The following is a 24,531-nucleotide window of genomic DNA, read 5'->3' as shown; positions in this document are numbered from 1 at the left end:
CTCGGCGTGGGCGTCCGTCCTGGTCAGCGGCTCCCGGATCGATGACTACGAGTTAGGCGACCCTCAGCACGTCGGCTAAGGTAAGGCGAACCTAAGCGCGAACATGCAGGAGACTCGTGACCACCCTCGCCATCCGGCCGGCCCCGGCCGGCAAACGGACCGGCACCCGCACCGGCCGCCGGGTGGCCGTCACCGTCGGCGCCGCGCTGGTACTGCTGCTCACCGTGCTGGCCAGCTTCGCTCTGGGCAGCCGGCAACTCGGCGTGGACCAGGTCTGGAACGCCCTCTTCGCGCCGGACGGCGGCGACGCCAGCACCATCGTCCGTGAGATGCGGATGCCGCGCACCGCGCTCGGCCTCGCCGTCGGGCTCGCCCTCGCCGTGGCCGGTGTGCTGTTCCAGGCGCTCACCCGCAACCCCCTCGCCGAACCGCGCATCCTCGGCATCAGCGCCGGTGCGTCGTTCGGCGTGGTGCTGGCCATCTCCGTCTTCGGCGTCGGCACCCTCGCCGGGTACGTCTGGTTCGGCATCGCCGGGGCGCTGCTCGCCGGGGTGCTGGTCTTCGCCATCGCCGCCCGGGCCCGCGAGGGCGCCAGCCCGGTCACCCTCGCGCTGGTCGGCGCGGCCCTCGACGCCAGCCTCGCCTCCGGGGTGTACGCGCTGCTCAGCATCGACACCCGCACGTTCGAGGAGTACCGGTTCTGGGTGGTCGGTGGTCTCGCCGGCCGGGACCTGGGGGTCACCGCGCAGGTGTTGCCGTTCGTCCTCGCCGGGCTGGTGCTGGCCGTCCTGGTGGCCCGAGGCCTCGACGCGCTGGCCCTCGGCGACGACGTGGCCCGCGGTCTCGGCAACCGGGTCGGCCTGGTCCGCCTCGGCGGTGGCCTCGCCGCCGTGCTGCTGACCGGAGCCGCGGTGGCCGCGGCCGGGCCGATCGCCTTCGTCGGGCTGGCCGTGCCGCACCTGGCGCGCGCCCTGGTCGGCGCGGACCACCGCTGGACCCTTGCCGTCTCCGCCCTGCTCGGGCCGGCGCTGCTGCTCGGCGCCGACGTCGTCGGCCGGCTCGTCGCCCCGCCCGGCGAGATACCGGCCGGGATCATCACCGCCCTGATCGGCGCGCCGCTGCTGGCCGTGCTGGTCCGCCGCGCCCGGGTGGTGACCGCATGACCACCGTCGACCGCCCGTCCGACCTCTCGACCATCGGCTCCGACACGTCGCCCGGCGCGCGACTGCCCGGGCGGTCGCTGCTGCGGATCGGCCCGGTCAGTCTGCAGATCCGCCGCCGTGCGGTGCTGGTGGCCGCCACGCTGACCGTGCTGCTCCTGGTGGCCGTGGTGCTCAGCCTCTCCCTGGGCACCCCGTACGTCGCCCCGGCCGACGTGCTGCGCGCGCTCTCCGGCGCCGGCACCCCGTACGACCTGGTCGTCTTTGATCTGCGGTTGCCCCGGATCATGCTGGCCGCGGTGGCCGGCGCGGCCTTCGGTGTGGCCGGCACGCTGATCCAGAGCGTGGCGCGCAACCCGCTGGCGAGCCCGGACGTCATCGGCATCACCCAGGGTGCCGGGCTCGCCGCGACCGTGGCGTTGACCAGCGGGGCGTCCGCCGTGCTGGTGGCCCCCACCGCGCTGGTGGGCGGGCTGCTCGCCGCGGTGCTGCTGTTCGCCCTCGGTGCCCGGCACGGGCTGGCCGCGCAGCGGTTCGTGCTCGCCGGGGTGGCGGTCGCCTTCGCCTTCCGGGCGCTGACCGAGGTGGTCATGCTCACCGCCGACCCGATCGACGGGCTGCGCGCGCAGATCTGGCTGATCGGCACCCTGGCCGGCAAGGGCTGGACCGAGGCCGCCTGGATCGGCGGCACGCTGCTGGTGCTGCTGCCGGTGCTCGCCTGGGCCGGTTGGGCACTGAACAGCACCGCGCTGGACGACGACACCGCACGCGGGGTCGGGCTGCGCCCGGTCGCGCGCCGGATCGGGCTCGCCGGCACCGGCGTGCTCGTCGCCGCGATGGTCACCGCCCAGGTCGGCGCCGTCGACTTCGTGGCCCTGGTCGCCCCGCAGGTGGCCCGGCGGCTGGTCCGGGCCGAACGACCGCCGCTGGTCTGCGCCGCGCTGCTCGGCGCGCTGCTGCTGGTGCTTGCCGACCTGGCCGGCCGGCGACTGATCGCGCCCACCCAACTCCCGGCCGGCGTGCTGACCGCCGCGATCGGCGGGCCGTACCTGATCTTCCTGCTGCTGCGTGGACGGCGGCGGTCCTCGTGACCGTCACCCGCCCCGGCCCCTTGAAGGAGTCGTGATGCTCTCCACCCGCGACCTGGTCGTCGGCTACGACGAGCGGACCGTGCTCGACGGGCTCGACCTCGACCTGCCGACGGACGCGTTCACCGTGATCGTCGGTCCGAACGCGTGCGGCAAGTCCACCCTGCTGCGGACCATGGCCCGACTGCTCACCCCCCGCCGCGGCACGGTGCTGCTCGACGGCAGCGCCATCCGCGACCTGCCGACCCGGGAGGTGGCCCGCCGTCTCGGTGTACTGCCGCAGAGCCCGCTGGTGCCCGAGGGCGTCACCGTGGCCGACCTGGTCGGGCGCGGTCGGCAGCCCTACCAGCGGTGGTGGCAGCAGTGGTCGGCGGAGGACGGCGCGGCGGTCGACCAGGCGATGGCCCTGGCCGACGTGACCAGCCTGGCCGACCGGCCGGTGGACAGCCTCTCCGGCGGCCAGCGACAGCGGGTGTGGATCGCCATGACGCTGGCCCAGGACACCGACGCCCTGCTGCTGGACGAGCCGACCACCTTCCTCGACCTGGCCCACCAGGTGGAGGTGCTGGACCTGCTGCACCGGCTGCGCGTCGAGCGGGGCCGCACCGTGGTGGCCGTGCTGCACGACCTGAACCAGGCCGCCCGCTACGCCGACCACCTGGTCGCGATGCGCGCCGGCACGGTGGTGGCCGCCGGACCGCCCCGGGAGATCCTCACCGCGGACCTGGTCCGCGACGTCTTCGGGCTGGCCTGCGTGGTCGTGCCCTGCCCGGTGACCGGAGCACCGCTGGTGGTGCCCGCCCAGACCGGCGGCACCACCGCCCGCCCGGTCACCCCCTCTGCCACATCCACCGACGACGCGAGCATCCCGCTCGCCGGCTCGTACCCCTCGAAAGGACTCTGATGCGTCGTCTCGTCGCCGCCCTCACCGCGGCCGCCGCCCTCGGCGTCGGACTCACCGCCTGCGGTGAGAGCGACCCGGTCGCCGGCTCCACCGCCGGGGAGACCCGGGAGATCACCCACGTCATGGGCACCACCAAGGTCCCGGCGGAGCCCAAGCGCGTCGTCGTGCTCGACACAGACAAGATCGACACGGCGCTCACACTGGGCATCACGCCGGTCGGTGCCGCCACCGCCGGTGAGGCCAAGGGCTGGCCGACCTACTTCAGCGCGGACAAGCTCGCCAGCATCAAGGAGGTCGGGGTGCTCACCGAGCCCGACCTGGAGGCGATCAACGCGCTGAAGCCGGACCTCATCCTCGGCAGCAAGTTCCGCCAGGAGAAGTTCTACGACGAGCTGGCCGCCATCGCGCCGACCGTGTTCACCGACAAGGTCGGCATCACCTGGAAGGAGAACTTCCTCCTCGATGGCAAGGCGCTCGGCCACGAGCGGCAGGCCAAGGATCTGCTCGCCACGTACGAGAAGCGGGCCAAGGACTTCGGCGCGACGCTCGGCGACGCCGCCACCCGCAAGGTGTCGATCGTGCGGTTCCTCCCCGGCAACATCCGGGTGTACGGCCCGCAGTCGTTCTCCGGCATCGTCATCGGCGACACCGGCCTGGGCCGTCCCGAGCGGCAGTTGCTCGCCAACAAGGAGGACAAGCGCTTCGACCTGGTCAGCCCCGAGCGGATCAACGAGGTCGACGGTGACGTCATCTTCGTGACCGCGTACGGCGACAAGGCCGCCGCCGAGCAGGCCAAGACGACCGCCGGCACCCTCTGGAAGGGCCTCGGCGCCGTCAAGGCCGGCAAGGCGTACCCGGTCGCCGACGAGGTCTGGATGACCGGCATCGGCGTCGGCGCCGCCAACAAGATCCTCGACGACCTGACCAAGTACCTCCCCGCCGCCTAATCGCGCCGCGCGCTCCATGCCGCGCCCCGCCGACAGCCCGCACCCGCTCCGCGCGTGCGGGCTGTCGGTGCCTGGCACCCCATGATCGTGCTCGATCCAGGATGTAGTGGTCTCCCTCTTCTGGGAGGCCACTACATCCATGTTCAAGCACGATCATGGGGTGCCAGGGGGAGCGGGAGCGCGCCCGCAGGGCGGCCCGGACCTCGGCGAGGAAGCCGTCGAAGTCCTCCCGGAGGCGCTTGCCGGTCACGTGCAGCACGATCCACTCGCCGCCGAGCAGCCGGTTGAGCCGTCGACGGTCCCGGTGGAACTGCTCGGGATCGTCGTGCCAGAGCCCGTCGTACTCCACCGCGACCTTGAACGCCGGCCAGGCCAGGTCGAGCCGGGCCACGAACCGGCCCTGGTCGGCGACGACCCACTGTGTCTGCGGCCTGGGCAGCCCGGCGAGCACCAGCCGCACCCGGGTGCGGGACTCCTGGGGCGATTCGGCGCCCGCGTCGGCCAGGTCAACCGCGCGCAGCAGGGACCGCCAGCCCCGCTGACCGGCCCGGGCCAGCGCATATTCCCGCAACGTCGACACGTCGGTGAGCCGGCGATCCAGCAGGGCGTCGATGACGACCACCGCTTCCACCAGGTCGAGCCAGCGGGCGAGGTCCCAGCAGGTCCGCTCCGGGCCGGTCACCCTGACCCCCGCCCGTTCCACCACGTCGCCGAGGTCGACCTCCCCATGGTGGACCTGGAGGCCGGCGGTCGGCCCGATCCGGCTGTCCTTGGGCACCAGCACGTCGACGGGCGCGGCCCGGGACGGTGTTGGGCAGCCGTACAGGGCCGCTGCGGCCCGCCCGGCGATGGCCGCACCCGGCGGGATCAGCCAGCGTTCGACGGCGGCACACCTGGCCTGGTGGGTGACCCTCAGCCGCGACTCGGCGTAGACGTCCCGGAAGAGTGGCCGCCACGCGGCGCTGCGCAGGTCGTTGCGGGTCAGCAGGCCGCGCGAGACGGCCACGGAGCCACGGAAGATCCGACCGCGCAGTTGTGGCGGCCGGCGGGGAGCTTTCGGCATGACATTCAGGCTGACCGATCACCACCGGACCACGCAGTCCCTGTGGATAACCCGCCCACGCCTCGGCGCCGGGCACACGCCGCCGCCATGATCGCGCCCGAACATGGATGTAGTGGCCTCCCGGGGAGAGGAGACCACTACATCCTGGATCGAGCACGATCTTGGCGGCGGGCGGCGGGCGGCGGGCGGCGGGCGGCGGGCGGCGGGCGGCGGGCGGCGGGCGGCGGGCGGCGGGCGTCGGGCGTCGGGTGGGTTAGGCGGCGGGCGGGGGTGGGCGGGTTAGGCGGCGGTGGACCAGATGGCGCGGAAGGCGGCGGCTTCGCCGGCCAGCCAGCGTTCGATCTGGTCGGGCTTGGCGTCGGTGGGCATGCGGTGGGCCTGGCCGCGCCGGACGTCGACCAGGACCGGCTCGGCGTGCGGCAGCACCGCGTCCATGTGTCGGGCCATCAGATGCAGGGTGGCGAGCACCGACTCCTCACTCGGCGGGGTCTCGTCGAAGTGCAGGCGGACGGCCTCGGCCCGGCCGTCGGCGTGGCGTACCCCGAAATGGGGGTTGATCTTGACGGGTAGGTCGCCCAGCATGGCCAGGGCGTCGCGGGTCTGGGCCAGGTCGACGGCGGCCGGATCGCCGAGGGAGTGCAGCCAGGCGGTCGCGCCGGGCACCAGCGCCTGGTAGAGCGGGCGCCAGCGCGGCTTGACCACGTCGACCACGCCGGTGAGGTGGGTGCCGCCGGTGTGGAAGGCGATGTCGGCCTTGAGTGCCTTGACGAACTGGCCGTGCGGGTTGAAGCCGGAGCGGCTGGCTCGCTGCTTGCGCAGGCCGCCAACGAAGGTCGCCTTGGTCGGGCCGGTGCGGTCGACGTAGCGGGTGAAGCCGAGCAGGGTGGCGTAGGGGGTGAGGGGCGTGGAGGCGGGCGCGGTCACGGGCGTCCTCCCAGGTCAGGAACTCGATTAGTACATACATTCTAATCGACGGGTCTGACATCGCCCAGCGAAAACGGGGGTCCGGAAGACGCGACAAAGGGGGCCGCCGGGTGCCCGGGCGAGCCCCCGGTCAGATCCGTACGAAGCCCTCGCCCAGCACCGCCCGCAGCCGACTCAGGGCACGGGCATTCTGTGTCTTGACCACCGACACGGACACGTCGAGGGTGCTGGCCACGGCTTCGACGCTCTGATCCTCCCAGTGGCGGAGCACCACGATGGCCTGGTCGCGGATGGGCAGGGTGGCCAGGGCCCGCAACAGGGCGACGTGCAGCTCCACGGTGTCGTCGGCTGATGGGTGCGGAGCCTCGGGTAGCTCGGCGAGCACGAGTTCGGAGTCGCTACGCCGCCTCTTCTGGTCGAAGACGGCGTTCGTGGCCTCGACGAACGCGGTGAACTCCGCCTGCCGGGCGGTCTGCTGGGACACCGGATCGGTGACATCGAGGAACAGAATCCAGGTCGGAGGATGCGAAAGGGGGCCGCCCGAGCCGGGCGACCCCCCATGAAAAGACGCGTCAGAGCTGGCCGACGTCGGTGATCCGGATGGCCGCGGCGCCGATCTCGTCCGAGGCAGCCAGGTCGATCTCGGCGCTGATGCCCCAGTCGTGGTCGCCGTCGGGGTCGTCGAAGATCTGTCGGACGGTCCACCGCTCCCGGCCCTGCTCGATCATGAGCAGCGCCGGGCCGCGCGCGTCCGGCCCGACGCCGATCGAGTCGTACGCCTCGAAGTACGGCCGCAGCGCGTCGGCCCACGCGTCGTAGTCCCAGCCGTCGCCGGCGTCCAGCTCGGCGAGCAGGTCCCAGCGGCGCAGCGCGGCCAGCTCGACCCGGCGGAACAGCGCGTTGCGCACCAGCACCCGGAACGCCCGCGCGTTGCGGGTCACCGCCGGTGGCCGGTCGGTCAGCGAGGCGTGCGCCTGGGCCACCTCGGCCACGTCGGACGGGTTGCGCAGTCGCTCCCACTCGTCGATCAGGCTGGAGTCGACCTGGCGGACCAGCTCGCCCAGCCACTCGATGAGGTCGATCAGCTCCTCGGTCTTGGCGTCCTCGGGCACGGTCTGCCGCAGCGTCTTGTACGCGTCGGCCAGGTAGCGCAGCACCAGCCCTTCCGAGCGGGTCAGCCCGTAGAACTGCACGTACTCGGTGAAGGTCATGGCCCGCTCGTACATGTCGCGGACCACGGCCTTGGGGGAGAGCTGGTGGTCGGCGACCCAGGGGTGCCCCTGCCGGTACATCTCGTACGCGGCCTCCAGCAGCTCCGCGAGCGGCTTCGGGTGGGTCACCTCGTCGAGCAGCTCCAGGCGGGCCTCGTACTCGATGCCCTCGGCCTTCATCGCGGCGACCGCCTCGCCGCGGGCCTTGAACTGCTGGGCGGAGAGGATCTGTCGGGGGTCGTCGAGGATCGACTCGATCACCGAGAGGACGTCCAGGGCGTACGACGGGGACTCGGCGTCGAGCAGCTCGATGGTGGCCAGTGCCAGCGGGGAGAGCGGCTGGTTGAGCGCGAAGTCGAGCTGGAGGTCGACGGTGAGCCGGATCCGCCGGCCGGTCTCGTCCGGCTCGCGCAGTTCCTCGACCACGCCGCCGGCGCGCAGCGCGCGGTAGATGGCGATCGCCCGGCGGATGTGCCGGCGCCGGGCGGCGGCGTCCTCGTGGTTGTCGGTGAGCAGGTGCCGCATCGCGAGGAACGCGTCCCCGGGCCGGCCGATCACGTTGAGCAGCATCGAGTGGCTGACCTGGAAGCTGGAGGTCAGCGGCTCGGGCTCGGCGTCGACAAGCCGGTCGAAGGTGGGCTGACCCCATCCGATCGAGCCCTCCGGCGGCTTCTTGCGGACCACCTTGCGCCGCTTCTTCGGGTCGTCGCCGGCCTTGGCGAGGGCCTTCTCGTTGTCGATGACGTGCTCGGGGGCCTGCACCACGACCCGGCCGATGGTGTCGTAGCCGGCCCGGCCGGCCCGCCCGGCGATCTGGTGGAACTCCCGGTTCTTGAGCAGCCGGGTGCGGACCCCGTCGTACTTGGACAGGCCGGTGAACAGCACGGTGCGGATCGGCACGTTGATGCCCACGCCGAGGGTGTCGGTGCCGCAGATGACCTTGAGTAGGCCGGCTTGCGCGAGGGTCTCGACGAGCCGGCGGTACTTGGGCAGCATGCCGGCATGGTGGACGCCGATGCCGTGCCGGACCAGCCGGGACAGCGTCTTGCCGAAGCCGGCGGTGAACCGGAAGCCGCCGATCGCCTCCGCGATCATGTCCTTCTCGGCACGGGTGCAGACGTTGACGCTCATCAGCGCCTGGGCGCGCTCCAGCGCGGCGGCCTGGGTGAAGTGCACCACGTACACCGGGGCCTGCTTGGTCTCCAGCAGCTCTTCAAGCGTCTCGTGCAGCGGCGTCATCGCGTACGAGAAGATCAGCGGGACCGGCCGCTCGGCCGAGCGGACGACGGCGGTCGGCCGGCCGGTGCGCCGGGTCAGGTCGTCGACGAACCGGGTGGTGTCCCCCAGGGTGGCGGACATCAGGATGAACTGGGCCTGCGGCAGCTCGATGATCGGCACCTGCCAGGCCCAGCCCCGGTCGGGCTCGGCGTAGAAGTGGAACTCGTCCATGATCACCTGGCCGACGTCGGCCTGGTCACCCTCGCGCAGCGCCAGGTTGGCCAGGATCTCCGCGGTGCAGCAGATGATCGGGGCGTCGGCGTTGACGCTGGCGTCGCCGGTCAGCATGCCGACGTTCTCGGCGCCGAAGACTTCGCAGAGGGCGAAGAACTTCTCCGACACCAGCGCCTTGATCGGGGCGGTGTAGAAGGTCGTCCGGCTGTCTGCGAGCGCCGCGAAGTGCGCGGCGACCGCCACCAGGCTCTTGCCCGAGCCGGTGGGCGTGTTCATGATCAGGTTGGCGCCGGAGACGATCTCGATGACCGCCTCCTCCTGATGGGGGTAGAGGTCGAGGCCGCGCTCCTTCGCCCAGCTGGCGAACGCGTCGAAGAGGGTGTCGGGGTCGGCGCTTGTCGGCAGCGCGGCGGTGAGCGTCATAGCGTGTCCATGGTGCCTGGATCATGCCCCCGGGCGCCAACCCGCAGTCCTTTGGATCGCCGTCCGGGCGCGGTGGACGCCCGGATGGTCACCGTCGGCGGTAGATCAGGTCGGCCACCGGCCGGCCGGCTGTGAGCGCCCGCCGTTCGAACTTGGTCACCGGGCGGTGCGCCGGACGTGGCGCGAACCCGCCGTACGCGTCCACCAGCCCCGGGTCCGCGTCCAGGGTGTGCCGCATCGCCTCGGCGTACTCGGCCCAGTCGGTGGCGCAGTGCAGCGTGCCGCCCGGCGTCAGCCGGGAGCGCAGCAGCGCCACGTGCGACGGCTGGATGATCCGCCGCTTGTGGTGGCGGGACTTCGGCCACGGGTCCGGGAAGAAGATGTGCACGGCGTCCAGGACACCCTCGGGCAGGCCGCTGACCAGGTCCAACGCGTCGCCCTGGGCCACCCGCACGTTGCTCAGGCCGCCGCGCTCCACCAGGTCGAGCAGGTTCGCAATTCCCGGCGTGTGCACCTCGACCGCCAGATAATCTCGATCCGGGTCAGCGGCGGCCATCGCGGCGGTGCTGTCCCCCATGCCCGAGCCGATCTCCAACACCACCGGCGCCCGGCGGCCGAACAGGTCGGCCAGATCGACGGGTCCGTCCGGGACGTCCAGGCCGTAGGCGGGCCAGAGACGGTCCAGCGCGTCGGTCTGCCGCCCGCTCATCCGGCCCCGTCGGGGGTGGAAGGTGCGGATCGGCCGGCTCGCGGGCGGGGCGGCGGGGTCATGGTCGGTGGTGGTCACAGCGACCCGAGCGTACGCGACGCTGTCGGCGGATCGGATGTGATGTGCGACCGGGAATGAGAGGATCCATCTGGTACGGCAGACCGGGCGGTCCGCTGCTCGGCTCGGCCGCACGGCGTCGAGAGGGGGCATCGTGACAGTGACCCGCGGCGGCGTGACCCTGTCGGTGGTGACCGTGCTCGCCGGCCCCCTGCTGGCCGCCGCTCCCGCGCACGCCGCACCTCTTGCGCCCGCCGTGTCCGCTTCCCTTGCGCCTGCCGCCCTCACGCACGCGGTGCCCCGGTCCGCCGCGGCCGGCCCTGTCGCCCTCGCGTTCGCCGCGCCCGCCCCCGGCACGCCCCAGCCCGGCCCGCCGGGTGGTGCGCCGCAGCCGGGGCCAGTGGTGGACGTCTTCGTCGAGGTGAGCCCCAGCACGGTGCAGCCCGGCTACCTGGTCGGCATCCGGGCCAGTTGCCGGGACAACTCGGTCGGCGCCACCGTGGTCTCCGACGCCTTCGGCGCGGTCGGCGTGCAGCCGCAGCGTGGGGTGCTCACCGCCGCCCCGATGGTCCGCGAGCGCACCCGCCCGGGCAACTACCGGGTCAAGCTGGAGTGCCGCGACGGCGAGACCGCCTCGACGATGCTGCAGGTGGTCAAGAAGGTCCAGCCCAGTCGAGGGCCGGCCACCGGCTTCGGCGCCGACGAGGGCGGGATGACCGGCAAGCTGCTGGTGCCCGGAGGCGCGGCGCTGACCATCGCCGGGCTGATCCTCGCCGTGGTGGCCCTGCGTCGGCCGCGTACCGTCCGCGGCGCCGCCCGCCACTGAGCCCGCCATGGAGATCTTCCGCCCCTCGCAGCCGCCCGGTGACGCACGCCCGCCCGCTGATCGCCCGTCGGTGACCGAGCGCCCGCCGGTGGCCGCCCGACCGCCGACCGCCGTCGCGCCCCGGCGCAGCCGGGCACCCGGCCGCAGCCCCTGGTCCCTGCCGGTGGCCGTGGTGCTGGTGCTGGCCGGCGTCTTCGCCACCGGGGCGGGGCTCGGCCGCTCGGTCGGCCCGCTCGACTGGGCCCCGGCCGGCGGTGACCGGCCGCCCCGCAGCGAGTCGGTCGGGTTGTCGGCCAGCCGCCCGGTGCGCCTCTCGGTACCGGCGATCAAGGTCGCCGCGCCGGTGGCGCCGGTCGGGCAGGCCCGGGACGGCTCGATCGCCGTACCGCCGCTGGAGCGGCACAACGAGACCGGCTGGTACGACCGCGGGCCCACGCCCGGCGAGCCCGGCCCGGCGGTGATCGTCGGGCATGTGGACACCAAGAGCGGCCCGTCGGTCTTCTACGACCTGGGCATGCTCAAGCCCGGCGACCTGATCGAGGTGTCCCGGGCGGACAAATCGGTGGTGGTGTTCAAGGTCGACACCGTCGAGCACTTCCCGAAGGACCAACTGCCCGCCGAGCGGATCTACGGCCACGACGGCCCGCCGGTGTTACGGCTGATCACCTGCGGAGGCCAGTTCATCGGCGGCCGTACCGGCTACGCCGACAACGTGATCGCCTTCGCCACCCTGCAGAGCTCCCGCAACCCCTGACCTCACCCCGTTCGCCGAGGTGATCGACACGAGATCGGCGATGTTGGGGTATCGCGCCGGCCTGGACACCCGATATCCCGACCCGGACCCGAGAGGGCTGGGATAGCTACGGCTGCGGGACGTGGAGGGCCACCTCGAACTCCAGCAGCGTCGCGCCGGAGGCGACCGGGGGGCGGGGCTTTTCGCCGGGGGCGGCGGCGTGGGCGGCGCGGGACGGGCCGGCGGCCCAGGCCTGGTACGCCTCTTCGGTCTCCCAGCGGGTGTAGACGAAGTAGCGGGTCTCGCCGGCCACCGGCCGGAGCAGCTCGAAGCCGAGGAAGCCGGGGGAGTTCTCCACCGTTCCGGCTCGGGCGGCGAACCGCTTCTCCAGCTCCGCGCCCGCGCCTTCCGGGACGTCGATTGCGTTGATCTTCACGACTGCCATCTGCCCACCCTAGCCGCCGTCCGGGGTGGGCTCAGAACGCCTCGACCACGGGTACCAGATCGGCGTCGACCACGATCGGGGCGTGGTCGGAGGGGCCCTTGCCCTTGCGGGCCTCCCGGTCCACGTACGCCGAGCGGACCCCGCGGGTGAACGGCGCGGAGGCGTACACCAGGTCGATTCTCATGCCCTTGTTCTGGTGGAACATTCCGGCCCGGTAGTCCCAGTAGGTGAAGGGGTGGGGGCCCTTCATCGGGGTCGGCACCACGTCGCTGAGCCCCAGGTCGCGCAGGGCCGCGAGGGCCGCCCGCTCGGCCGGGGTGACGTGCGTGGAGTGGGTGAAGACCGCCGGGTCCCAGACGTCGGCGTCGGTCGGGGCGACGTTGAAGTCGCCGCAGACGGCCAGCGGCAGCCCGCCGGCCAGCTCCGCGTCCAGCGCGTCGCGCAGAGCCGCGAACCAGGCCAGTTTGTACGCGTAGTGCGGGTCGTCCGGCGTCCGGCCGTTGGGCACGTACACCGACCAGACCCGCACGCCGTCGCAGGTGGCGGAGATGGCCCGGGCCTCGGGCTCGGGAAAGCCGGGCTCACCGGCGAACCCGACCCGGACGTCGGCCAGGCCGACCCGGGACAGGATGGCCACGCCGTTCCACCGGCCGTCGCTGTGGCTGGCCACGGTGTAACCAAGCTCGCCCACCTCGGCCACCGGGAAGGCGCCGTCCGGGCACTTGGTCTCCTGCAGGCAGACCACGTCCGGCCCGGTGCCGGCCAGCCACTCCAGCAGCCGGGGCAGCCGGGCCTTCACCGAGTTCACGTTCCAGGTCGCCAGGCGCATGTCCCCAGCCTGCCGCATCCGCCCCCGTGACGCCCGGTCAGCTGCCCGGGGTGTCGCCGGGACGGGTCTGTTCGGCCAGGAACCGTTCCAACTCCGCGCCGAGTTCGTCGGCGGTGGGCAGCGGGCCGGCGTCCGGGGCGAGCAGGCTCTTCTCGCCGCGTCCCCGGGAGAACGCGTCGTACTGCTCCTCCAGGGCCTGGACCAGGGCGGCTGCGTCCTCGGTCTGGGCGACCTGCCGGTCGATCTCCACCCGGACCACCTCGGCGGCCGAGCGCAGCCCGTCGCCGGGCAGCAGCAGCCCGGTGCTGCGCGACACCGAGGTGAGCAGCACCTCGGCGGCGGCCGGGTACTCGGTCTGTGCGACATAGTGCGGCACGTGGGCGGAGAAGCCGAGCGCGTCGCGGCCCTGCTCGCCGAGGCGGAACTCGAGCAGGTGACCGACGCTGCCGGGCACCTGGACCCGTTGCAGCCAGGGCTCGTACCCGCCGATCAGCTCGGGCCGGGTGGCGTGCGCGGTGACCCCGGTCGGTCGGGTGTGCGGCACCGCCATCGGAATCGAGTTGAGCCCCACGGTGAGGCGGACGTCCAGCCGGGCGGCGAGCCCGGCGACGGCGGCCACGAAGCGCTCCCACTGCAGGTCCGGCTCGGGGCCGGTGAGCAGCAGGAACGGGGTCTCGTCGTCGTCGTGCAGCAGGTGCAGCTCCAGCTTGGGCGCGTCGATGCTCTCCCAGTGGTCCTCGACGAAGGTCATCACCGGCCGCCGCGAGCGGTAGTCGAAGAGTTGGTCCACGTCGAAGGTGGCGATCGGCCGGCTCTCCAACGAGGTGAGCAACTGCTCGCGGGCCAGCCGGCTGGCGTTGCCGGCGTCCACGAACCCGGTGAGGGCCTGGATCAGGACCGGTTGCCCGAGGTCGGGCAGATCGTCGGTGAGCTCGTAGAGCTCGTGTGGGTCGAGCACCGGTGCGGACCTCCCTGGAATGTGCCTACGGGATACCGACGCAACGGACGGCACCCGGTTCGGGCAACGTACCCGCCATCCTGGTGCATTCCTGCGGCGGGCAATTCGTCGCCCGTCTGATGGGCAGGACTGGACTAATCACCTGATTACCCCGCCAGGTCGGCCCTCGTGGGCCGATCGGCTGAGGGCGGTTCGGCCCAAAGGCCGAGTTTGTCGATCATGTCGTTGGGCGGGGCCGGATGTCCGCTCCTGTCGCCGACCGTGCCGGCCTGCGTGCCGCGCCAGCTTCACCCGGTACGCGAGGTTCGTTCCCCGGGCGGGTCGAGCCGTCCCGCTCGTCCACCAGGGCACCCCCATTCTGTGGCGAGCGCCACATGATCACCGTGCGTGATCGGGGTTTCCCCCTGCCTAGCCTCGGCTGATGCGTGACGACGGAACCCTCGACGACCCGTACGCCCCGAGCAGCCCCACTACCGGTACGGAGGATGGCACCTCATCCGAACGGACAACCGCCGCGAGTCGGCTCCGGGGTTACGCCCGGGACCTGACCGGTCGACGCCGGGCTCAGGTGGCTCTCGCCACCGGCGTGGTCTGCTGCCTCGGCCTGGCCGCTGTCGCGCAGGTCCGCCACGAGACCGCCGACGGGGCGCCCCGGGTCGATTCGCTCGCCAACAGCTCGGAGCTGCTCCAGCGCGCCGACCAGCAGCGCGCCTCCCGTGACCTCGAGCGCGTCGCCTCCTCGAGCACCCCCTCCGCTACCCCCTCCGGCACCCCCTCCGCCGCCGCGACCTCCGCCGACCCGGACACCACCCCGAAGGCCCGCAAGACCGCGCCGGCGCTACCGACCGACCCGGCGCCCGTCGCCGGGCTGGACGAGGACCAGATGGAGAACGCCGAGGCGATCGTCCGTACCGGCCGCAAGATGGGTGTCGCCCGCCGTGGCCTGGTGATCGCGGTGGCCACCGCCATGCAGGAGAGCAACCTCTACAACTACGCCAGTGGCGTGCTGCCCGAGTCGCAGGACTACCCGCACCAGGCGATCGGCTGGGACCACGACTCAGTCGGGCTCTTCCAGCAGCGCTCCAGCAGCGGCTGGGGCCCGGTCAGCCGGCTGATGGACCCCGAGTTCGCCACCCGGCAGTTCCTCACCGCGCTGGAGCAGGTGCCCGGCTGGCAGCAGATGCGGCTCACCGACGCCGCCCAGGCGGTGCAGGTCTCCGCGTACCCCGAGCACTACCAGCAGCACGAGTGGCGGGCCACCAGGGTCGTCGAAGCCATCGTGCCGTCCGGGCGGTAACCTGTCGGCCACTGTGGACTGTCGCGGTTGAGCCTGTCGCGTCCCGGGTACATCCGTTGCGGGTTCGGGGTACACATGACAGAGGGATCACCGACAGGAGGACGTTATGTCACTAATGCAGCGGATCAGCGCATTTCTGAGATCGCCGAAGGGGCAGCAGTTGGTCGACCGGGGCCGGCGCGAGATGGCCAAGCCCGGCAACCAGCAGAAGCTCAAGGGGTTGGCGGCCCGGCTGTCCAACCGCCGGCGCTGACCCTTCCACCGGCCGTCCTGCCCGCCGTACCGACCCCCTGGGGAGACCCGGTGACCGACACCCCACCCGTCGGCGGCCCGCCCGCCGCACCCACCCCCCAACCGTCCGCCGGCCTGCCGGCCGGGCCGGCGGACGCTCCCGAGGGCCCGCCGGCCCGGCTCTGGGACCGGATGCGTGACGATCCGCAGTACGCCCCGGAGCACCTCGCCCTGGAGGCGGTCCGCCGGCTCGCCCCGGAGGCCGCGCAGTGGGCCAGCCGGGCCCGGGCCGATCAGCCCGGTGTCTCGGCCGATGCCCTGGCCGACCAGGCGGCCCGCAAGTTCGTCAACCTGGCCCGCCTCTCCGGTGCGGTCTCCGGCGCGGCCGGGCTGCCCGGCGCCGTGCTCGACGTGGGCGTGCTGGCCTGGACCCAGGCGCGGATGGTGCTGCACATCGCCGCCGCCTACGACGTCGACCCGCTGCACACCGACCGGGCCACCGACCTGCTGGTGCTCCAGCGGGTGCACAAGGTCGCCGAGAGCGCCCGGCTGGCGCTCGGGGTAGCCGCCGGCCGGGAACGCGCCGACGCGCTCTTCGGCCTGGGCGGGCGACAGCGCCCGCTCGGCCACGTCATGCTGAAGCTGGGCGTCCGGCTGGCCCAGATGGCCGGCGTCCGGGCGGCCAAGCGGATGGTCGCCAAGATCGTGCCCGGTGCCGCGATCGTGCTCGGCACCTGGGCCAACTCGTCGGCCACCAAGGAGTTGGCGGCGCGCTCCCGGGCTCTCTACCGCCCGCGCAGCACCGTGCCGGAACCCCGCCACCCCTGACCGGCACCCCCGCGATCGTCCGAGGGCGTGGGGCCGGTCAGTCGGCCAGGCCGGAGGAGCGCCAGGTGACGTCGGCGAGCCGGCCCTGCCCGGTGACGTTGGGATGGAACCAGTCCAGCGGGTTCAACATGTCGAGCGTGAACCGGACCTTGTGCACCGCGCCGCCGTCGTGCCGGCAGCGCGAGCCGTACGCCCGGCACGCGGCCACCAACTGGGCGTTGTACGCGTCGATCCGGTCCCGGACGGCGGCCCGGCGGGCCCGGTCGGCGGGCGCCGTCGAGGTCGCCTCGGCCAGCAGGGCCGGGCAGACGCCCCGCCGCCAGGCGCGTACCGCCCGGGAGTCGCCGTGCCCGACCTCCCAGAGCCGGTTCAGGTCGGGGATGCTCACCACCAGCACCCGGGCCTTCGGCCGGCCGGTCCGCAGCACCCGCAGGCCCCGGTCGACGTCGGCCCGGAACTGCGCCACCGGTGTCATCGAGTCCACCCCGCCCCGGCAGACGTCGTTGGCGCCGATCAGCACGGTGACGTAGTCGGCGCGGTCGCGTACCGCTGCCTTCGCCTGGCCCTCCAGCGCGTCGGCGCGGGCACCCGGCCGGGCGTGGTTGTACGTCCGGCCGCGGATCGCGGAGTCCTGGTCGAGTAGCCGCCGGTAGTGGCTCCGCACCCGCAGGCCGTCCCCGGTGGACCAGGAGTTGCGCTCGCAGGAGGTGAGCACCAGGCAGGAGGCGAAGCCGGTGCTGATCGAGTCGCCCAGCGCGGCGATGCCACCCGGCCCGCCGGGCTGCGGGGTGCCCTTGGTCGGGCGGGGTGTCGCCGAGGTGCCGCCCTCGCAGGCCAGCGCGACCAGCGCCGCGAGACAGGCCAGGGCGGCGACCCAGCGTCGAGGCATGACATCCCCCGTCTTCGCAGCACAGAGCGACAGCGCGGTAACTCTATGCGCAGGACGTGGTTTGTCGGGAAGTTGCTGTCGGGTATGCGGCAGAGCGTCGGTAGGGCCGCCTCGGGCGTGCTACAGCGCGTCTGACCATCTGTCCCAACTAGCGTGATACCTGTGAGTCATCAATATGCGTCACAGGTATCACGCTCCTTTGTGCATGCCGCCCGGGCGCCTGGCGGGACGGCTGGATGATCGCCGCCACGTCGGCGCGGGCCATGGCTGGCCGTGCAGCCACCAGTGCAGCGCCCGGGTGATCTGGGGCAGCACCAGGTAGGTCATCAGCGGGGTTAGGCAGAGCGTCATCAGCAGCACCCGGGCCGCCAGCGGCACGTCGGCGAGAAACCGGGTGGTCAGCAGGGTGGCGGTGAGACTCAGTGGGAAGAACGCCAGCCAGATGGTCACCGCCTGCTTCCATCTCGGCGGCGACGCCGGCGGGATCGGCTCGACCGGGTCCACCCAGTGCTCCAGCGGCGGGTCGAACCAGCCCTCGATCCCGGTGCGCCGCTCGACCCGGGTGTGCTCGACGATGCCCTGCGCCGAGCTGAGCCACCAGCGCCGTTGCGGCGACTCCTCCCACTGGTGCAGCGTCTCGGCGTCGGCGAAGCGGTAGAGCATGTGCCAATCCGCCGAGCCCGGACCGCTCTGCACCCAGCCGGCGCCGAGGAACCCGGGAAACGCCTCGGCCAGCGCCGTGCCGGCCCGCATCCAGGCCACCATCTCGCTGGCCCGGGCCGGATCGGCGCGCCGGGCGATGGCGACGGTCACCGGCACGGTCTGGGTCATGGGCATGCGTCCATCCTGCGGTCGGCGGGGCCGTGGGGCGAACGGGTGTAACCGAGCACACCGGCGCACCCCGGTGGCGCGACCGACCGGGGTGCCCGGGGCCGGTTAACGCTGGCGATCTGGGGTAGGTCGGAGGGTATGACGAGATCGCAGCCCCGGCGTGCCCGCGGCACGGTCGGCCACGCGAACAGCGCGCTCAACCTCCGGCTCACCCTCGCCGGCTTCGGGTTGGTGATCATGGCGCTCTTCGCGGTGTTGGCGTTCTGGGCCGGCATCGCCTGGCTCGGCGTGGTCTGCGCGATCTTCGCCGTGGTCGCCGTGGTCGACCTGGTCGTGATCCAGCGCCGCCGCGCCGCCCGCCACCGCGAGGAGCCGGGCGTCAAGCACTCGCTGTTCGAGTGACAGGAGGACGAGATGCCCATCGCCACCACCAACCCCGCCACCGGACAGGTGCTCAAGACCTACGAGGCGATGTCCACCGAGCAGCTCGACGCCGCCATCGAGCGCACCGACCTCGCGCACCAGCAGCTTCGCGAGACCACCGTCGGCCAGCGCGCCCGGTGGATGAACGCCGCGGCCGACCTGCTGGAGGCCGACCGGGACGAGATCGCCCGGATCATGACCACGGAGATGGGCAAGACGTACATCGCGGCGCAGGCCGAGGTGACCAAGTGCGCCTCCGCCTGCCGGTTCTACGCCGACCAGGCGCCGTCGTTCCTCGCCGACGAGCCGGCCGACGCCACGGCGGTCAAGGCGACCCGGGCGTTCATCCGTTACCAGCCGATCGGTGCGGTGCTCGCGGTGATGCCGTGGAACTTCCCGCTCTGGCAGGTGATCCGCTTCGCCGCACCGGCGCTGATGGCCGGCAACACCGGCCTGCTCAAGCACGCCTCGAACGTGCCGCAGACCGCGATGCTGTTGGAGGACGTGTTCCGTCGGGCCGGCTTCCCGGAGGGGGCGTTCACCGCCGTGCTGGTCGGTTCGGACGCCGTCGACCGGATCCTCAGCGACCCCCGGGTACGCGCCGCCACGCTCACCGGCAGCGAGCGCGCCGGCCGTTCCATCGCCCAGGTCGCCGGCCGGGAGCTGAAGAAGACCGTGCTGGAGCTGGGTGGCAGCGACCCGTTCGTGGTGATGCCCTCGGCCGACGTGGACCGGGCCGCCGAGGTGGCCACCACCGCCCGCTGCCAGAACAACGGTCAGTCCTGCATCGCCGCCAAGCGGTTCATCGTGCACACCGACGTGTTCGACGCCTTCGCGGAGAAGTTCGCCGCGAACATGGCGGCGCTGCGGGTCGGCGACCCGATGGACCCGGACACCGACGTGGGGCCGTTGGCCAGCCAGGGCGGTCGCGACGAGGTGCACGCCCAGGTGCGCGACGCCGTGGACAACGGCGCGACCGTGCTCTGCGGCGGCGAGCTGCCGCCCGGTGACGGCTGGTTCTACCCACCGACGGTGGTCACCGACCTCACGCCGCAGATGCGGATGTGGAGCGAGGAGGTCTTCGGCCCGGTCGCCGGCCTGTACCGGGTGTCGTCGTACGAGGAGGCGATCGAGGTGGCCAACGGCACCGCGTTCGGGCTCGGCTCGAACGCCTGGACCCGGGACCCGGCCGAGCAGGAGCGCTTCGCCACCGACCTGGACGCCGGCAACGTCTTCATCAACGGGATGACCACCTCCTTCCCGGAGCTGCCGTTCGGCGGCGTGAAGAACTCCGGTTATGGCCGGGAGTTGTCCGCGTTGGGCATGCGGGAGTTCTGCAACACCAAGACGGTCTGGGTGGGCGAGGGCGCCGCGTCGGCCGGCGCCGGCGCGCACGCTGAGTAACCGGCGCGGACCGGGCGGCCGGGGCGGGGCGGGGCGGGGCGGTTCAACCGGACGCCGTCGTGGGTAGGAAGTGCGCCCATGACGGTGTTCGGGTTTCACGCGTCCCATGAGCAGATCCACCCCCGTGCCCTGCTGGAGGCGGTGATGCACGCCGAGCGGGCCGGCTTCGACGCCGCCATGTGCTCGGATCACTTCTCCCCGTGGAGCGTCCGGCAGGGCGAATCGGGCTTCGCCTGGTCCTGGCTGGGTGCCGCGTTGCAGGCCACCGGCATGTCGTTCGGCGTGGTCAACGCCCCTGGCCAGCGCTACCACCCGGCGATCATCGCGCAGGCCATCGGCACGCTCGGCGCGATGTACCCGGGCCGGTTCTGGGCCGCGCTGGGTACCGGTGAGGCCAGCAACGAGCACATCACCGGTGATCCATGGCCACGCAAGGACGTCCGCGCGGCGCGGCTGCGCGAGTGCGTGGACGTGATCCGGGCGCTGCTGGCCGGCGAGGAGGTCAGCCACGACGGCCTGGTCCGGGTGGACCGGGCCCGGCTGTGGACCCGCCCCGAGGAGCCACCGGCGCTGGTCGGTGCCGCGGTCAGCGTGGCCACCGCCCGCTGGTGCGCCGAGTGGGCGGACGGGCTGATCACGGTGAACGCGCCGGTGGCGCACCTCCGCGAGATGATCGACGCGTACCGGGACGCTGGCGGGCGCGGGCCACTGCACCTGCAGGTGCACGTCAGCTGGGCGCCGGAGCAGGCACAGGCCGAAGCAATCGCGTACGACCAGTGGCGCAGCAACGTCTTCGCCCCGCCGGTCTGCTGGGATCTGGAGACCGCCGAGCACTTCGACATGGTCTCGGCCGACGTGCCGGCTCAGCGGGTCGCCGAGGTGGTGAACGTCTCGGCCGACCTCGGCCGGCACGTCGGCTGGCTGGAGGAGTACCTGGAGCTCGGCTTCGACCAGATCGCCCTGCACCACGTCGGGCAGGAGCAGCGAGGGTTCATCGACGCGTTCGGCGCCGAGGTGCTGCCGAAGCTGCGCCCGGGCGGCTGACCGGGGTCCGACCCTCGGACCCCTAGGCTCGTACCCATGGAGAGCCTGTTTCCGGTCGTCGTCTTCCTGGCGATCGCCACCCTGGGCGCGGCGCTGGCCCGCCGGCTCGGCCTGCTCGCGCCGATCCTGCTGGTCGTACTCGGTCTGGCGCTCTCCTTCGTGCCGGGCTTCCCGCAGGTCCGGCTCGACCCGGAGCTGGTGCTGGTCGGCATCCTGCCGCCGCTGCTCTACGTCGCCGCGCTGGAAACCTCGGTGCCGGCGTTCAAGAACAACATCCGGCCGATCCTGCTGCTCGCCGTCGGCCTGGTGCTGTTCACCGCGTTCGTGGTCGGGCTCGTGCTGCACCTGCTGCTGCCGCAGGTGCCGTTCGCGATCTGCCTGGCCCTCGGCGCGGTGGTCGCCCCGCCGGACGCGGTGGCCGCCACGGCGGTCGCCCGGCGGGTCGGCCTACCCCGTCGGGTGGTCACCATCCTGGAGGGGGAGAGCCTGGTCAACGACGCCACCGCGCTGGTGCTGCTGCGGGTCGCGACGCTGGCCACCATCGGCTCGGCGGTCGGCACCGCCGAGGTCGCCATCGAGGTGCTGCGGGCCACCGGCGGTGGCATCCTGATCGGCGCCCTCGGTGCGGTGATCTTCGGCTTCCTACACCGGCGGATCAACGACCCACTGCTGGACAACGCGCTGTCGTTGATCATCCCGTTCGCGGTGGTGTTCGCCGCCGAGGCGGTGCACTCCTCCGGCGTGGTCGCGGTGGTGGTCACCGGGCTGGCACTCGGCCACAAGCTGCCCCAGTTGCTGTCGGCGGCCTCCCGGTTGCAGGTCGGGGCGTTCTGGCGACTGGCCCGGTTCCTGCTGGAAGGGCTGGTGTTCCTCCTGGTCGGCCTCCAACTGCGGGAGGTGCTGCGGGACCTCGACGAGCCGATCGGCTCGCTCATCACGATCACCCTCGCGGTGCTCGCCACGGTCTTCCTCACCCGGTTCGTCTGGCTCTTCCCGGCCACCTACCTGGCCCGGCTGGTGCCCCGGATCCGCCGCCGGGACGAGACCCCGTCGCCGAAGTTCCCGATCATCATCGGCTGGGCCGGGATGCGTGGCGTGGTGACCCTGGCCGCCGCGCTGGCCCTGCCGCTGACCCTGGCCGACGACGCGCCCTACCCCCGGGCGCTGTTCATCTGGTTGGCCTTCGCGGTGATCGTGGTCACCCTGGTCGGCCAGGGGGCCACGCTGCCGCTGGTCGCCCGCCGGCTGAAGCTGCCGCAGGACGACCCGGTGCAGGACGCGCTGTCGGCCGCCGGGGTGCAGCAGCAGGCCAGCCGGGCCGCCCGGGACCGCCTCGACGCGCTGGCCGCCGACGCACCGGCGGCGGTGGTGGACCGGCTGCGCCGGGCGCTGGACGACCGCACGAACCTGGCCTGGGAACGGCTCGGTGGCGCCGAGCGGGAGACCCCGTCCCAGGCGTACGGTCGGCTTCGACAAGAGATGATCGACGCCGAGCGGGACGTCTTCCGGGCTGCCCGGGACGCCGGTCGGATCCCCGAGGAGGTGCTGGTGCGGGCCTATCGTGACCTGGACCTGGAAGAGTCGTTGCTGCGGCAGGAGGTCGAGAAGTGAGCTGTCAGCACCTGACCGAGGCCGGCGCCGTGGAGTCGGGCACCACCGAGGAATGCCCGGACTGCGTCGCCATCGGAGACGCCGACTGGGTGCACCTGCGAGCCTGCCTGACCTGCGGGCACGTCGGCTGCTGCGACTCGTCACCGAACCAGCACGCGACGAAGCACTTCGAGTCCACCGGCCACCCGGTGATCCAGTCGGTGCAGCCCGGCGAGACCTGGCGCTGGTGCTACGTCGACGAAGAGATCGGCTGACGGGCCGACGACTGGAGGCGGCCCGGCCGTCAGCGTCGGGACGATTGCTCAGCCGAGCCGACGGACGAGGAGCTGCCCGGGCCACGGGTCGCGTCCCGGTCGCGCGACAGTGAACGAGTCGGTGGCGGTGAAGCCGCAGCGCTCATAGAAGCGGACCAGCACCCGATCGTCGCCGCCGTAGCAGTCCACCCGGAGCAGCCCCAGCCCCCGCGACCGGGCCAGTTCCGCGGCGTGCTCCAGCAGCCGCGCCCCGATCCCCAGGCCGGCGTGCTCCCGGTCGGTGACCAGCAGCCGCACGTAGAGTTCCGGCTCGGTGGCCGGCGGCACGTAGTCGCTGGCGGCGCCGACCACCAGGGTGCCGACCGGGCGGTCGTCGCGCATCGCCAGGTGCATGCCGCCGCCCGAGGCCCAGCCGTCGGCCTGGGCGATCCGGCGTGGATCCGTCGACGCCGGCTCGGTGCCCCACTGACCGGTCCGGCCGCGCGCCGCCAGCCAGGCGGTAGCGCCGTCGAGCAGCCGCAGCACGGTCGCGGCGTCGTCGGGACCACCGGGGCGAATGGTGATGCTCTGCTGATCCGTCACGCCCACCATGCTGCTACACCCCGGGCGGGTGGCCAACGCCCACCGGGTCAGCGCCGGGATGACCAGGCCCACGACGGCGAAGAGCCCGCCGACGGCCAGCCAGCCGGGCACGCCGCCGTCGAGCACCACCAGCGTCAGCAGGGCCGGGGCGACGGCGCGGGCCAGACCGGCGAGCATCCCATCGGCACCCTGGTACGCGCCGACCGCGTCCGGCGGAGCGAGATCGTAGGCGAGACCGGCCCCGGCGGTGCTGTGCCACAGATCGCCAACGGTGTAGACGACGGTGGCGACCAGCAACAGCGTGACCGCCGAAGCGGTGTGCAGGGTGGCGGTGGCCGCGTACAGCAGCATCGCGGCGGCCAGCACCAGGCCAGCCCGGCGCATCTTCCGGGCCGCCGGGGCCGCAGCGTCCGCGCCCCGGCTCAACCGCACCGCCAGCAGGACTGTGAGCAGCGTGTTGGTCAGCAGCACAGCCGACACGACGGGCGGGGGCGCCCCGAGCAGGGTCACCGCCCAGAGCGGCACCACCAGCGTGAGTACCGTCTGGTGGAGGGCGAGCACCGCCGACGCACCGCTCACCGCGAGGAAGCGGCCGTCGTGCAGCGGACGACCCCGGCGGAGAGCAGCGGCCGTCGCGGGATGCGGGGGCGGCGGGAAGGCCGGCAGCCGCAACAGCAGCGCCGCCGACACCAGATAGCTGGCCGCGTTGCCTGCCACCAGGATCTGGTACGCCAGATGCGTGTCGGCGGCCAGCGCGAACCCGGCCAGCCCCGCCCCGAGCGCGATGCCCAGGTTCGCCACCGCCCGCAGCGTGGCGAAGGCGTGCACCCGCCCCTGCGGGCCGGCAACGGCGGCGACCAGCGCGGCGCGGACAGCGAGGTTGCCAGAGGTCAACAGCAGCTCGAGCACCGCGACGACCAGGAACATCGGGAACGAGCCGACCAGCAGGTACGTTGCGGCAACCACCGCCTGGAGCACCTGCAGGACGGCTCGCAAGGTACGCGGGTCGCGCCGGTCCGCGAGCCCGCCGAGCGGCACGCTGGCGGTCAGCCCGACCAGCCCTGCGACGCTGAGCCCGGTGCCCACCTGGACGGCGGAAAGCCCCACGTCTCGGGTGAGGTAGAGAGCCGCGCCGGTCAGCCACAGTCCCGAGCCGACGGTGTTCGCCAGTGTGGCGAGGGAGAGGGTGCCCAATCGCCCCGGCGGCGGCAGCGGCGACACGCCCCGCATCAGCGCGCGGTGGGCACGGCCGCGGAGACGTCGACGAGCCGCTCACCCTCGGTGTCCTGATCGACCGCGTCCCCGTTGACAGCCATGATGCCGACGTTAGGCAGGCCGGGCGACTTGGCGGCCCCGAACGACGCGAGGCCGGTCACACCGATCCCCAAGCCCCGTTCCGGAGCGTGCT

At 72.8% G+C, this 24,531-nt stretch carries 26 protein-coding genes; 14 read left to right on the top strand and 12 right to left on the bottom strand.

The features are described from left to right. Positions 1–116 precede the first annotated feature (116 nt). From ACFY29_RS31765 to ACFY29_RS31750, 4 genes are read left to right on the top strand one after another with little or no spacing between them, the layout of a single operon-like run. Positions 117–1,163 carry a FecCD family ABC transporter permease gene (locus tag ACFY29_RS31765; RefSeq protein WP_386991984.1) on the top strand — a complete coding sequence of 349 codons (1,047 nt, stop codon included), beginning with the start codon at positions 117–119 and terminating at the stop codon, positions 1,161–1,163. After that, a complete protein-coding gene (locus ACFY29_RS31760) occupies positions 1,160–2,251 on the top strand; it encodes a FecCD family ABC transporter permease (RefSeq protein WP_386991982.1) in 1,092 nt (363 codons plus the stop codon). The genes ACFY29_RS31765 and ACFY29_RS31760 overlap by 4 nt, the downstream gene beginning before the upstream one ends. 34 nt (positions 2,252–2,285) lie before the next feature. After that, a complete protein-coding gene (locus ACFY29_RS31755) occupies positions 2,286–3,152 on the top strand; it encodes an ABC transporter ATP-binding protein (RefSeq protein ID WP_386991980.1) in 867 nt (288 codons plus the stop codon). Then, entirely contained in the window at positions 3,152–4,099 is a 948-nt protein-coding gene (locus ACFY29_RS31750; protein ID WP_386991978.1) for an ABC transporter substrate-binding protein, read from the top strand. Before ACFY29_RS31755 ends, ACFY29_RS31750 begins: the two co-directional genes overlap by 1 nt. Here the strand turns inward: ACFY29_RS31750 and ACFY29_RS31745 are convergent. From ACFY29_RS31745 to trmB, 5 genes are all read right to left on the bottom strand, one after another. After that, a complete protein-coding gene (locus ACFY29_RS31745; protein ID WP_386991976.1) occupies positions 3,987–5,162 on the bottom strand; it encodes a hypothetical protein in 1,176 nt (391 codons plus the stop codon). The two genes, ACFY29_RS31750 and ACFY29_RS31745, sit on opposite strands and share 113 nt — an antisense overlap. A gap of 279 nt (positions 5,163–5,441) precedes the next feature. After that, positions 5,442–6,086, bottom strand: a complete 645-nt coding sequence (locus tag ACFY29_RS31740; protein ID WP_328425752.1) for a hypothetical protein — start codon at positions 6,084–6,086, stop codon at positions 5,442–5,444. A 130-nt stretch (positions 6,087–6,216) separates the two neighbouring features. After that, positions 6,217–6,570, bottom strand: a complete 354-nt coding sequence (locus ACFY29_RS31735; protein WP_386991974.1) for a sigma factor-like helix-turn-helix DNA-binding protein — start codon at positions 6,568–6,570, stop codon at positions 6,217–6,219. Between the two features lie 88 nt (positions 6,571–6,658). Next, a complete protein-coding gene (locus ACFY29_RS31730; protein ID WP_386991972.1) occupies positions 6,659–9,172 on the bottom strand; it encodes a DEAD/DEAH box helicase in 2,514 nt (837 codons plus the stop codon). Between the two features lie 88 nt (positions 9,173–9,260). Continuing rightward, positions 9,261–9,959, bottom strand: coding sequence for a tRNA (guanosine(46)-N7)-methyltransferase TrmB (trmB, locus tag ACFY29_RS31725; RefSeq protein ID WP_328425760.1), 699 nt, complete (start codon positions 9,957–9,959; stop codon positions 9,261–9,263). 130 nt (positions 9,960–10,089) lie between these two features. On the opposite strand from trmB, the gene ACFY29_RS31720 reads away from it, so the two are divergent. Together ACFY29_RS31720 and ACFY29_RS31715 are read left to right on the top strand one after the other, a co-directional pair. Beyond that, the gene (locus ACFY29_RS31720; protein WP_386992040.1) at positions 10,090–10,764 is read left to right on the top strand and encodes a hypothetical protein; all 675 of its coding nucleotides are present in this window, start codon (positions 10,090–10,092) and stop codon (positions 10,762–10,764) included. Between the two features lie 7 nt (positions 10,765–10,771). Beyond that, positions 10,772–11,518 carry a class F sortase gene (locus ACFY29_RS31715; protein WP_386991970.1) on the top strand — a complete coding sequence of 249 codons (747 nt, stop codon included), beginning with the start codon at positions 10,772–10,774 and terminating at the stop codon, positions 11,516–11,518. Between the two features lie 106 nt (positions 11,519–11,624). On the opposite strand, the gene ACFY29_RS31710 is transcribed toward ACFY29_RS31715, so the two are convergent. The 3 genes from ACFY29_RS31710 to ACFY29_RS31700 are packed head-to-tail and all read right to left on the bottom strand — an operon-like array spanning position 11,625 to position 13,729. After that, positions 11,625–11,942, bottom strand: coding sequence for an antibiotic biosynthesis monooxygenase (locus tag ACFY29_RS31710; RefSeq protein ID WP_328425762.1), 318 nt, complete (start codon positions 11,940–11,942; stop codon positions 11,625–11,627). 31 nt (positions 11,943–11,973) lie between these two features. After that, the gene (locus ACFY29_RS31705; protein ID WP_386991968.1) at positions 11,974–12,771 is read right to left on the bottom strand and encodes an exodeoxyribonuclease III; all 798 of its coding nucleotides are present in this window, start codon (positions 12,769–12,771) and stop codon (positions 11,974–11,976) included. A 37-nt stretch (positions 12,772–12,808) separates the two neighbouring features. After that, on the bottom strand, positions 12,809–13,729 hold the full coding sequence (locus ACFY29_RS31700) for a PAC2 family protein (protein WP_328425766.1): 921 nt from the start codon (positions 13,727–13,729) through the stop codon (positions 12,809–12,811). Positions 13,730–14,150: 421 nt separating this feature from the next. Here ACFY29_RS31700 and ACFY29_RS31695 point away from each other — a divergent pair, with 421 nt between their 5' ends. The 3 genes from ACFY29_RS31695 (at position 14,151) to ACFY29_RS31685 (ending at position 16,085) form a co-directional block, all read left to right on the top strand. Then, positions 14,151–15,026, top strand: a complete 876-nt coding sequence (locus ACFY29_RS31695; RefSeq protein WP_386991966.1) for a peptidase M23 — start codon at positions 14,151–14,153, stop codon at positions 15,024–15,026. 106 nt (positions 15,027–15,132) lie between these two features. Next, complete coding sequence (locus ACFY29_RS31690) at positions 15,133–15,279, top strand: hypothetical protein (protein WP_355609913.1); 147 nt, start codon at positions 15,133–15,135, stop codon at positions 15,277–15,279. A gap of 50 nt (positions 15,280–15,329) precedes the next feature. Further along, entirely contained in the window at positions 15,330–16,085 is a 756-nt protein-coding gene (locus ACFY29_RS31685) for an EcsC family protein (RefSeq protein ID WP_328425772.1), read from the top strand. A gap of 37 nt (positions 16,086–16,122) precedes the next feature. Here ACFY29_RS31685 and ACFY29_RS31680 read toward each other — a convergent pair whose 3' ends face one another. Next, positions 16,123–16,974, bottom strand: coding sequence for a GDSL-type esterase/lipase family protein (locus tag ACFY29_RS31680; RefSeq protein ID WP_386991963.1), 852 nt, complete (start codon positions 16,972–16,974; stop codon positions 16,123–16,125). Between the two features lie 189 nt (positions 16,975–17,163). Further along, positions 17,164–17,811, bottom strand: coding sequence for an antibiotic biosynthesis monooxygenase (locus ACFY29_RS31675; protein ID WP_386991961.1), 648 nt, complete (start codon positions 17,809–17,811; stop codon positions 17,164–17,166). 132 nt (positions 17,812–17,943) lie between these two features. Between ACFY29_RS31675 and ACFY29_RS31670 the strand changes: the two genes are divergently transcribed. The 5 genes from ACFY29_RS31670 (at position 17,944) to ACFY29_RS31650 (ending at position 22,541) form a co-directional block, all read left to right on the top strand. Then, complete coding sequence (locus tag ACFY29_RS31670) at positions 17,944–18,207, top strand: DUF6343 family protein (protein WP_328425778.1); 264 nt, start codon at positions 17,944–17,946, stop codon at positions 18,205–18,207. Between the two features lie 12 nt (positions 18,208–18,219). Continuing rightward, positions 18,220–19,632: an NADP-dependent succinic semialdehyde dehydrogenase gene (locus tag ACFY29_RS31665; RefSeq protein ID WP_328425780.1), complete on the top strand. Its 1,413-nt coding sequence runs from the start codon at positions 18,220–18,222 to the stop codon at positions 19,630–19,632. Positions 19,633–19,710: 78 nt separating this feature from the next. Beyond that, complete coding sequence (locus ACFY29_RS31660) at positions 19,711–20,676, top strand: TIGR03885 family FMN-dependent LLM class oxidoreductase (RefSeq protein WP_386991960.1); 966 nt, start codon at positions 19,711–19,713, stop codon at positions 20,674–20,676. Between the two features lie 36 nt (positions 20,677–20,712). Then, on the top strand, positions 20,713–22,287 hold the full coding sequence (locus ACFY29_RS31655) for a Na+/H+ antiporter (RefSeq protein ID WP_328425784.1): 1,575 nt from the start codon (positions 20,713–20,715) through the stop codon (positions 22,285–22,287). Continuing rightward, the gene (locus ACFY29_RS31650) at positions 22,284–22,541 is read left to right on the top strand and encodes a UBP-type zinc finger domain-containing protein (protein ID WP_328425786.1); all 258 of its coding nucleotides are present in this window, start codon (positions 22,284–22,286) and stop codon (positions 22,539–22,541) included. Before ACFY29_RS31655 ends, ACFY29_RS31650 begins: the two co-directional genes overlap by 4 nt. Before the next feature lie 48 nt (positions 22,542–22,589). On the opposite strand, the gene ACFY29_RS31645 is transcribed toward ACFY29_RS31650, so the two are convergent. Further along, on the bottom strand, positions 22,590–24,353 hold the full coding sequence (locus ACFY29_RS31645; protein ID WP_386991957.1) for an MFS transporter: 1,764 nt from the start codon (positions 24,351–24,353) through the stop codon (positions 22,590–22,592). Next, positions 24,353–24,499 carry a hypothetical protein gene (locus ACFY29_RS31640; protein WP_386991956.1) on the bottom strand — a complete coding sequence of 49 codons (147 nt, stop codon included), beginning with the start codon at positions 24,497–24,499 and terminating at the stop codon, positions 24,353–24,355. The genes ACFY29_RS31645 and ACFY29_RS31640 overlap by 1 nt, the downstream gene beginning before the upstream one ends. Between the last annotated feature and the right edge of the window lie 32 nt (positions 24,500–24,531).

The organism is Micromonospora sp. NPDC000668 (assembly GCF_042897975.1).
Taxonomy (GTDB): Bacteria; Actinomycetota; Actinomycetes; order Mycobacteriales; family Micromonosporaceae; genus Micromonospora.
Note: the sequence above shows the minus strand (reverse complement) of the source record. Positions and strands in the feature narration are given on the sequence as shown.

Excerpts from the sequence above, each read along its gene's own strand:
- ACFY29_RS31760 (WP_386991982.1), top strand. The coding sequence starts at position 1,160 with ATGACCACCGTCGACCGCCCGTCCGACCTCTCGACCATCGGCTCCGAC.
- ACFY29_RS31755 (WP_386991980.1), top strand. The coding sequence starts at position 2,286 with ATGCTCTCCACCCGCGACCTGGTCGTCGGCTACGACGAGCGGACCGTG.
- ACFY29_RS31750 (WP_386991978.1), top strand. The coding sequence starts at position 3,152 with ATGCGTCGTCTCGTCGCCGCCCTCACCGCGGCCGCCGCCCTCGGCGTC.
- ACFY29_RS31745 (WP_386991976.1), bottom strand. The coding sequence starts at position 5,162 with ATGCCGAAAGCTCCCCGCCGGCCGCCACAACTGCGCGGTCGGATCTTC.
- ACFY29_RS31730 (WP_386991972.1), bottom strand. The coding sequence starts at position 9,172 with ATGACGCTCACCGCCGCGCTGCCGACAAGCGCCGACCCCGACACCCTC.
- ACFY29_RS31715 (WP_386991970.1), top strand. The coding sequence starts at position 10,772 with ATGGAGATCTTCCGCCCCTCGCAGCCGCCCGGTGACGCACGCCCGCCC.
- ACFY29_RS31710 (WP_328425762.1), bottom strand. The coding sequence starts at position 11,942 with ATGGCAGTCGTGAAGATCAACGCAATCGACGTCCCGGAAGGCGCGGGC.
- ACFY29_RS31705 (WP_386991968.1), bottom strand. The coding sequence starts at position 12,771 with ATGCGCCTGGCGACCTGGAACGTGAACTCGGTGAAGGCCCGGCTGCCC.
- ACFY29_RS31695 (WP_386991966.1), top strand. The coding sequence starts at position 14,151 with ATGCGTGACGACGGAACCCTCGACGACCCGTACGCCCCGAGCAGCCCC.
- ACFY29_RS31690 (WP_355609913.1), top strand. The coding sequence starts at position 15,133 with ATGTCACTAATGCAGCGGATCAGCGCATTTCTGAGATCGCCGAAGGGG.
- ACFY29_RS31680 (WP_386991963.1), bottom strand. The coding sequence starts at position 16,974 with ATGCCTCGACGCTGGGTCGCCGCCCTGGCCTGTCTCGCGGCGCTGGTC.
- ACFY29_RS31675 (WP_386991961.1), bottom strand. The coding sequence starts at position 17,811 with ATGCCCATGACCCAGACCGTGCCGGTGACCGTCGCCATCGCCCGGCGC.
- ACFY29_RS31670 (WP_328425778.1), top strand. The coding sequence starts at position 17,944 with ATGACGAGATCGCAGCCCCGGCGTGCCCGCGGCACGGTCGGCCACGCG.
- ACFY29_RS31665 (WP_328425780.1), top strand. The coding sequence starts at position 18,220 with ATGCCCATCGCCACCACCAACCCCGCCACCGGACAGGTGCTCAAGACC.
- ACFY29_RS31660 (WP_386991960.1), top strand. The coding sequence starts at position 19,711 with ATGACGGTGTTCGGGTTTCACGCGTCCCATGAGCAGATCCACCCCCGT.
- ACFY29_RS31655 (WP_328425784.1), top strand. The coding sequence starts at position 20,713 with ATGGAGAGCCTGTTTCCGGTCGTCGTCTTCCTGGCGATCGCCACCCTG.
- ACFY29_RS31645 (WP_386991957.1), bottom strand. The coding sequence starts at position 24,353 with ATGCGGGGCGTGTCGCCGCTGCCGCCGCCGGGGCGATTGGGCACCCTC.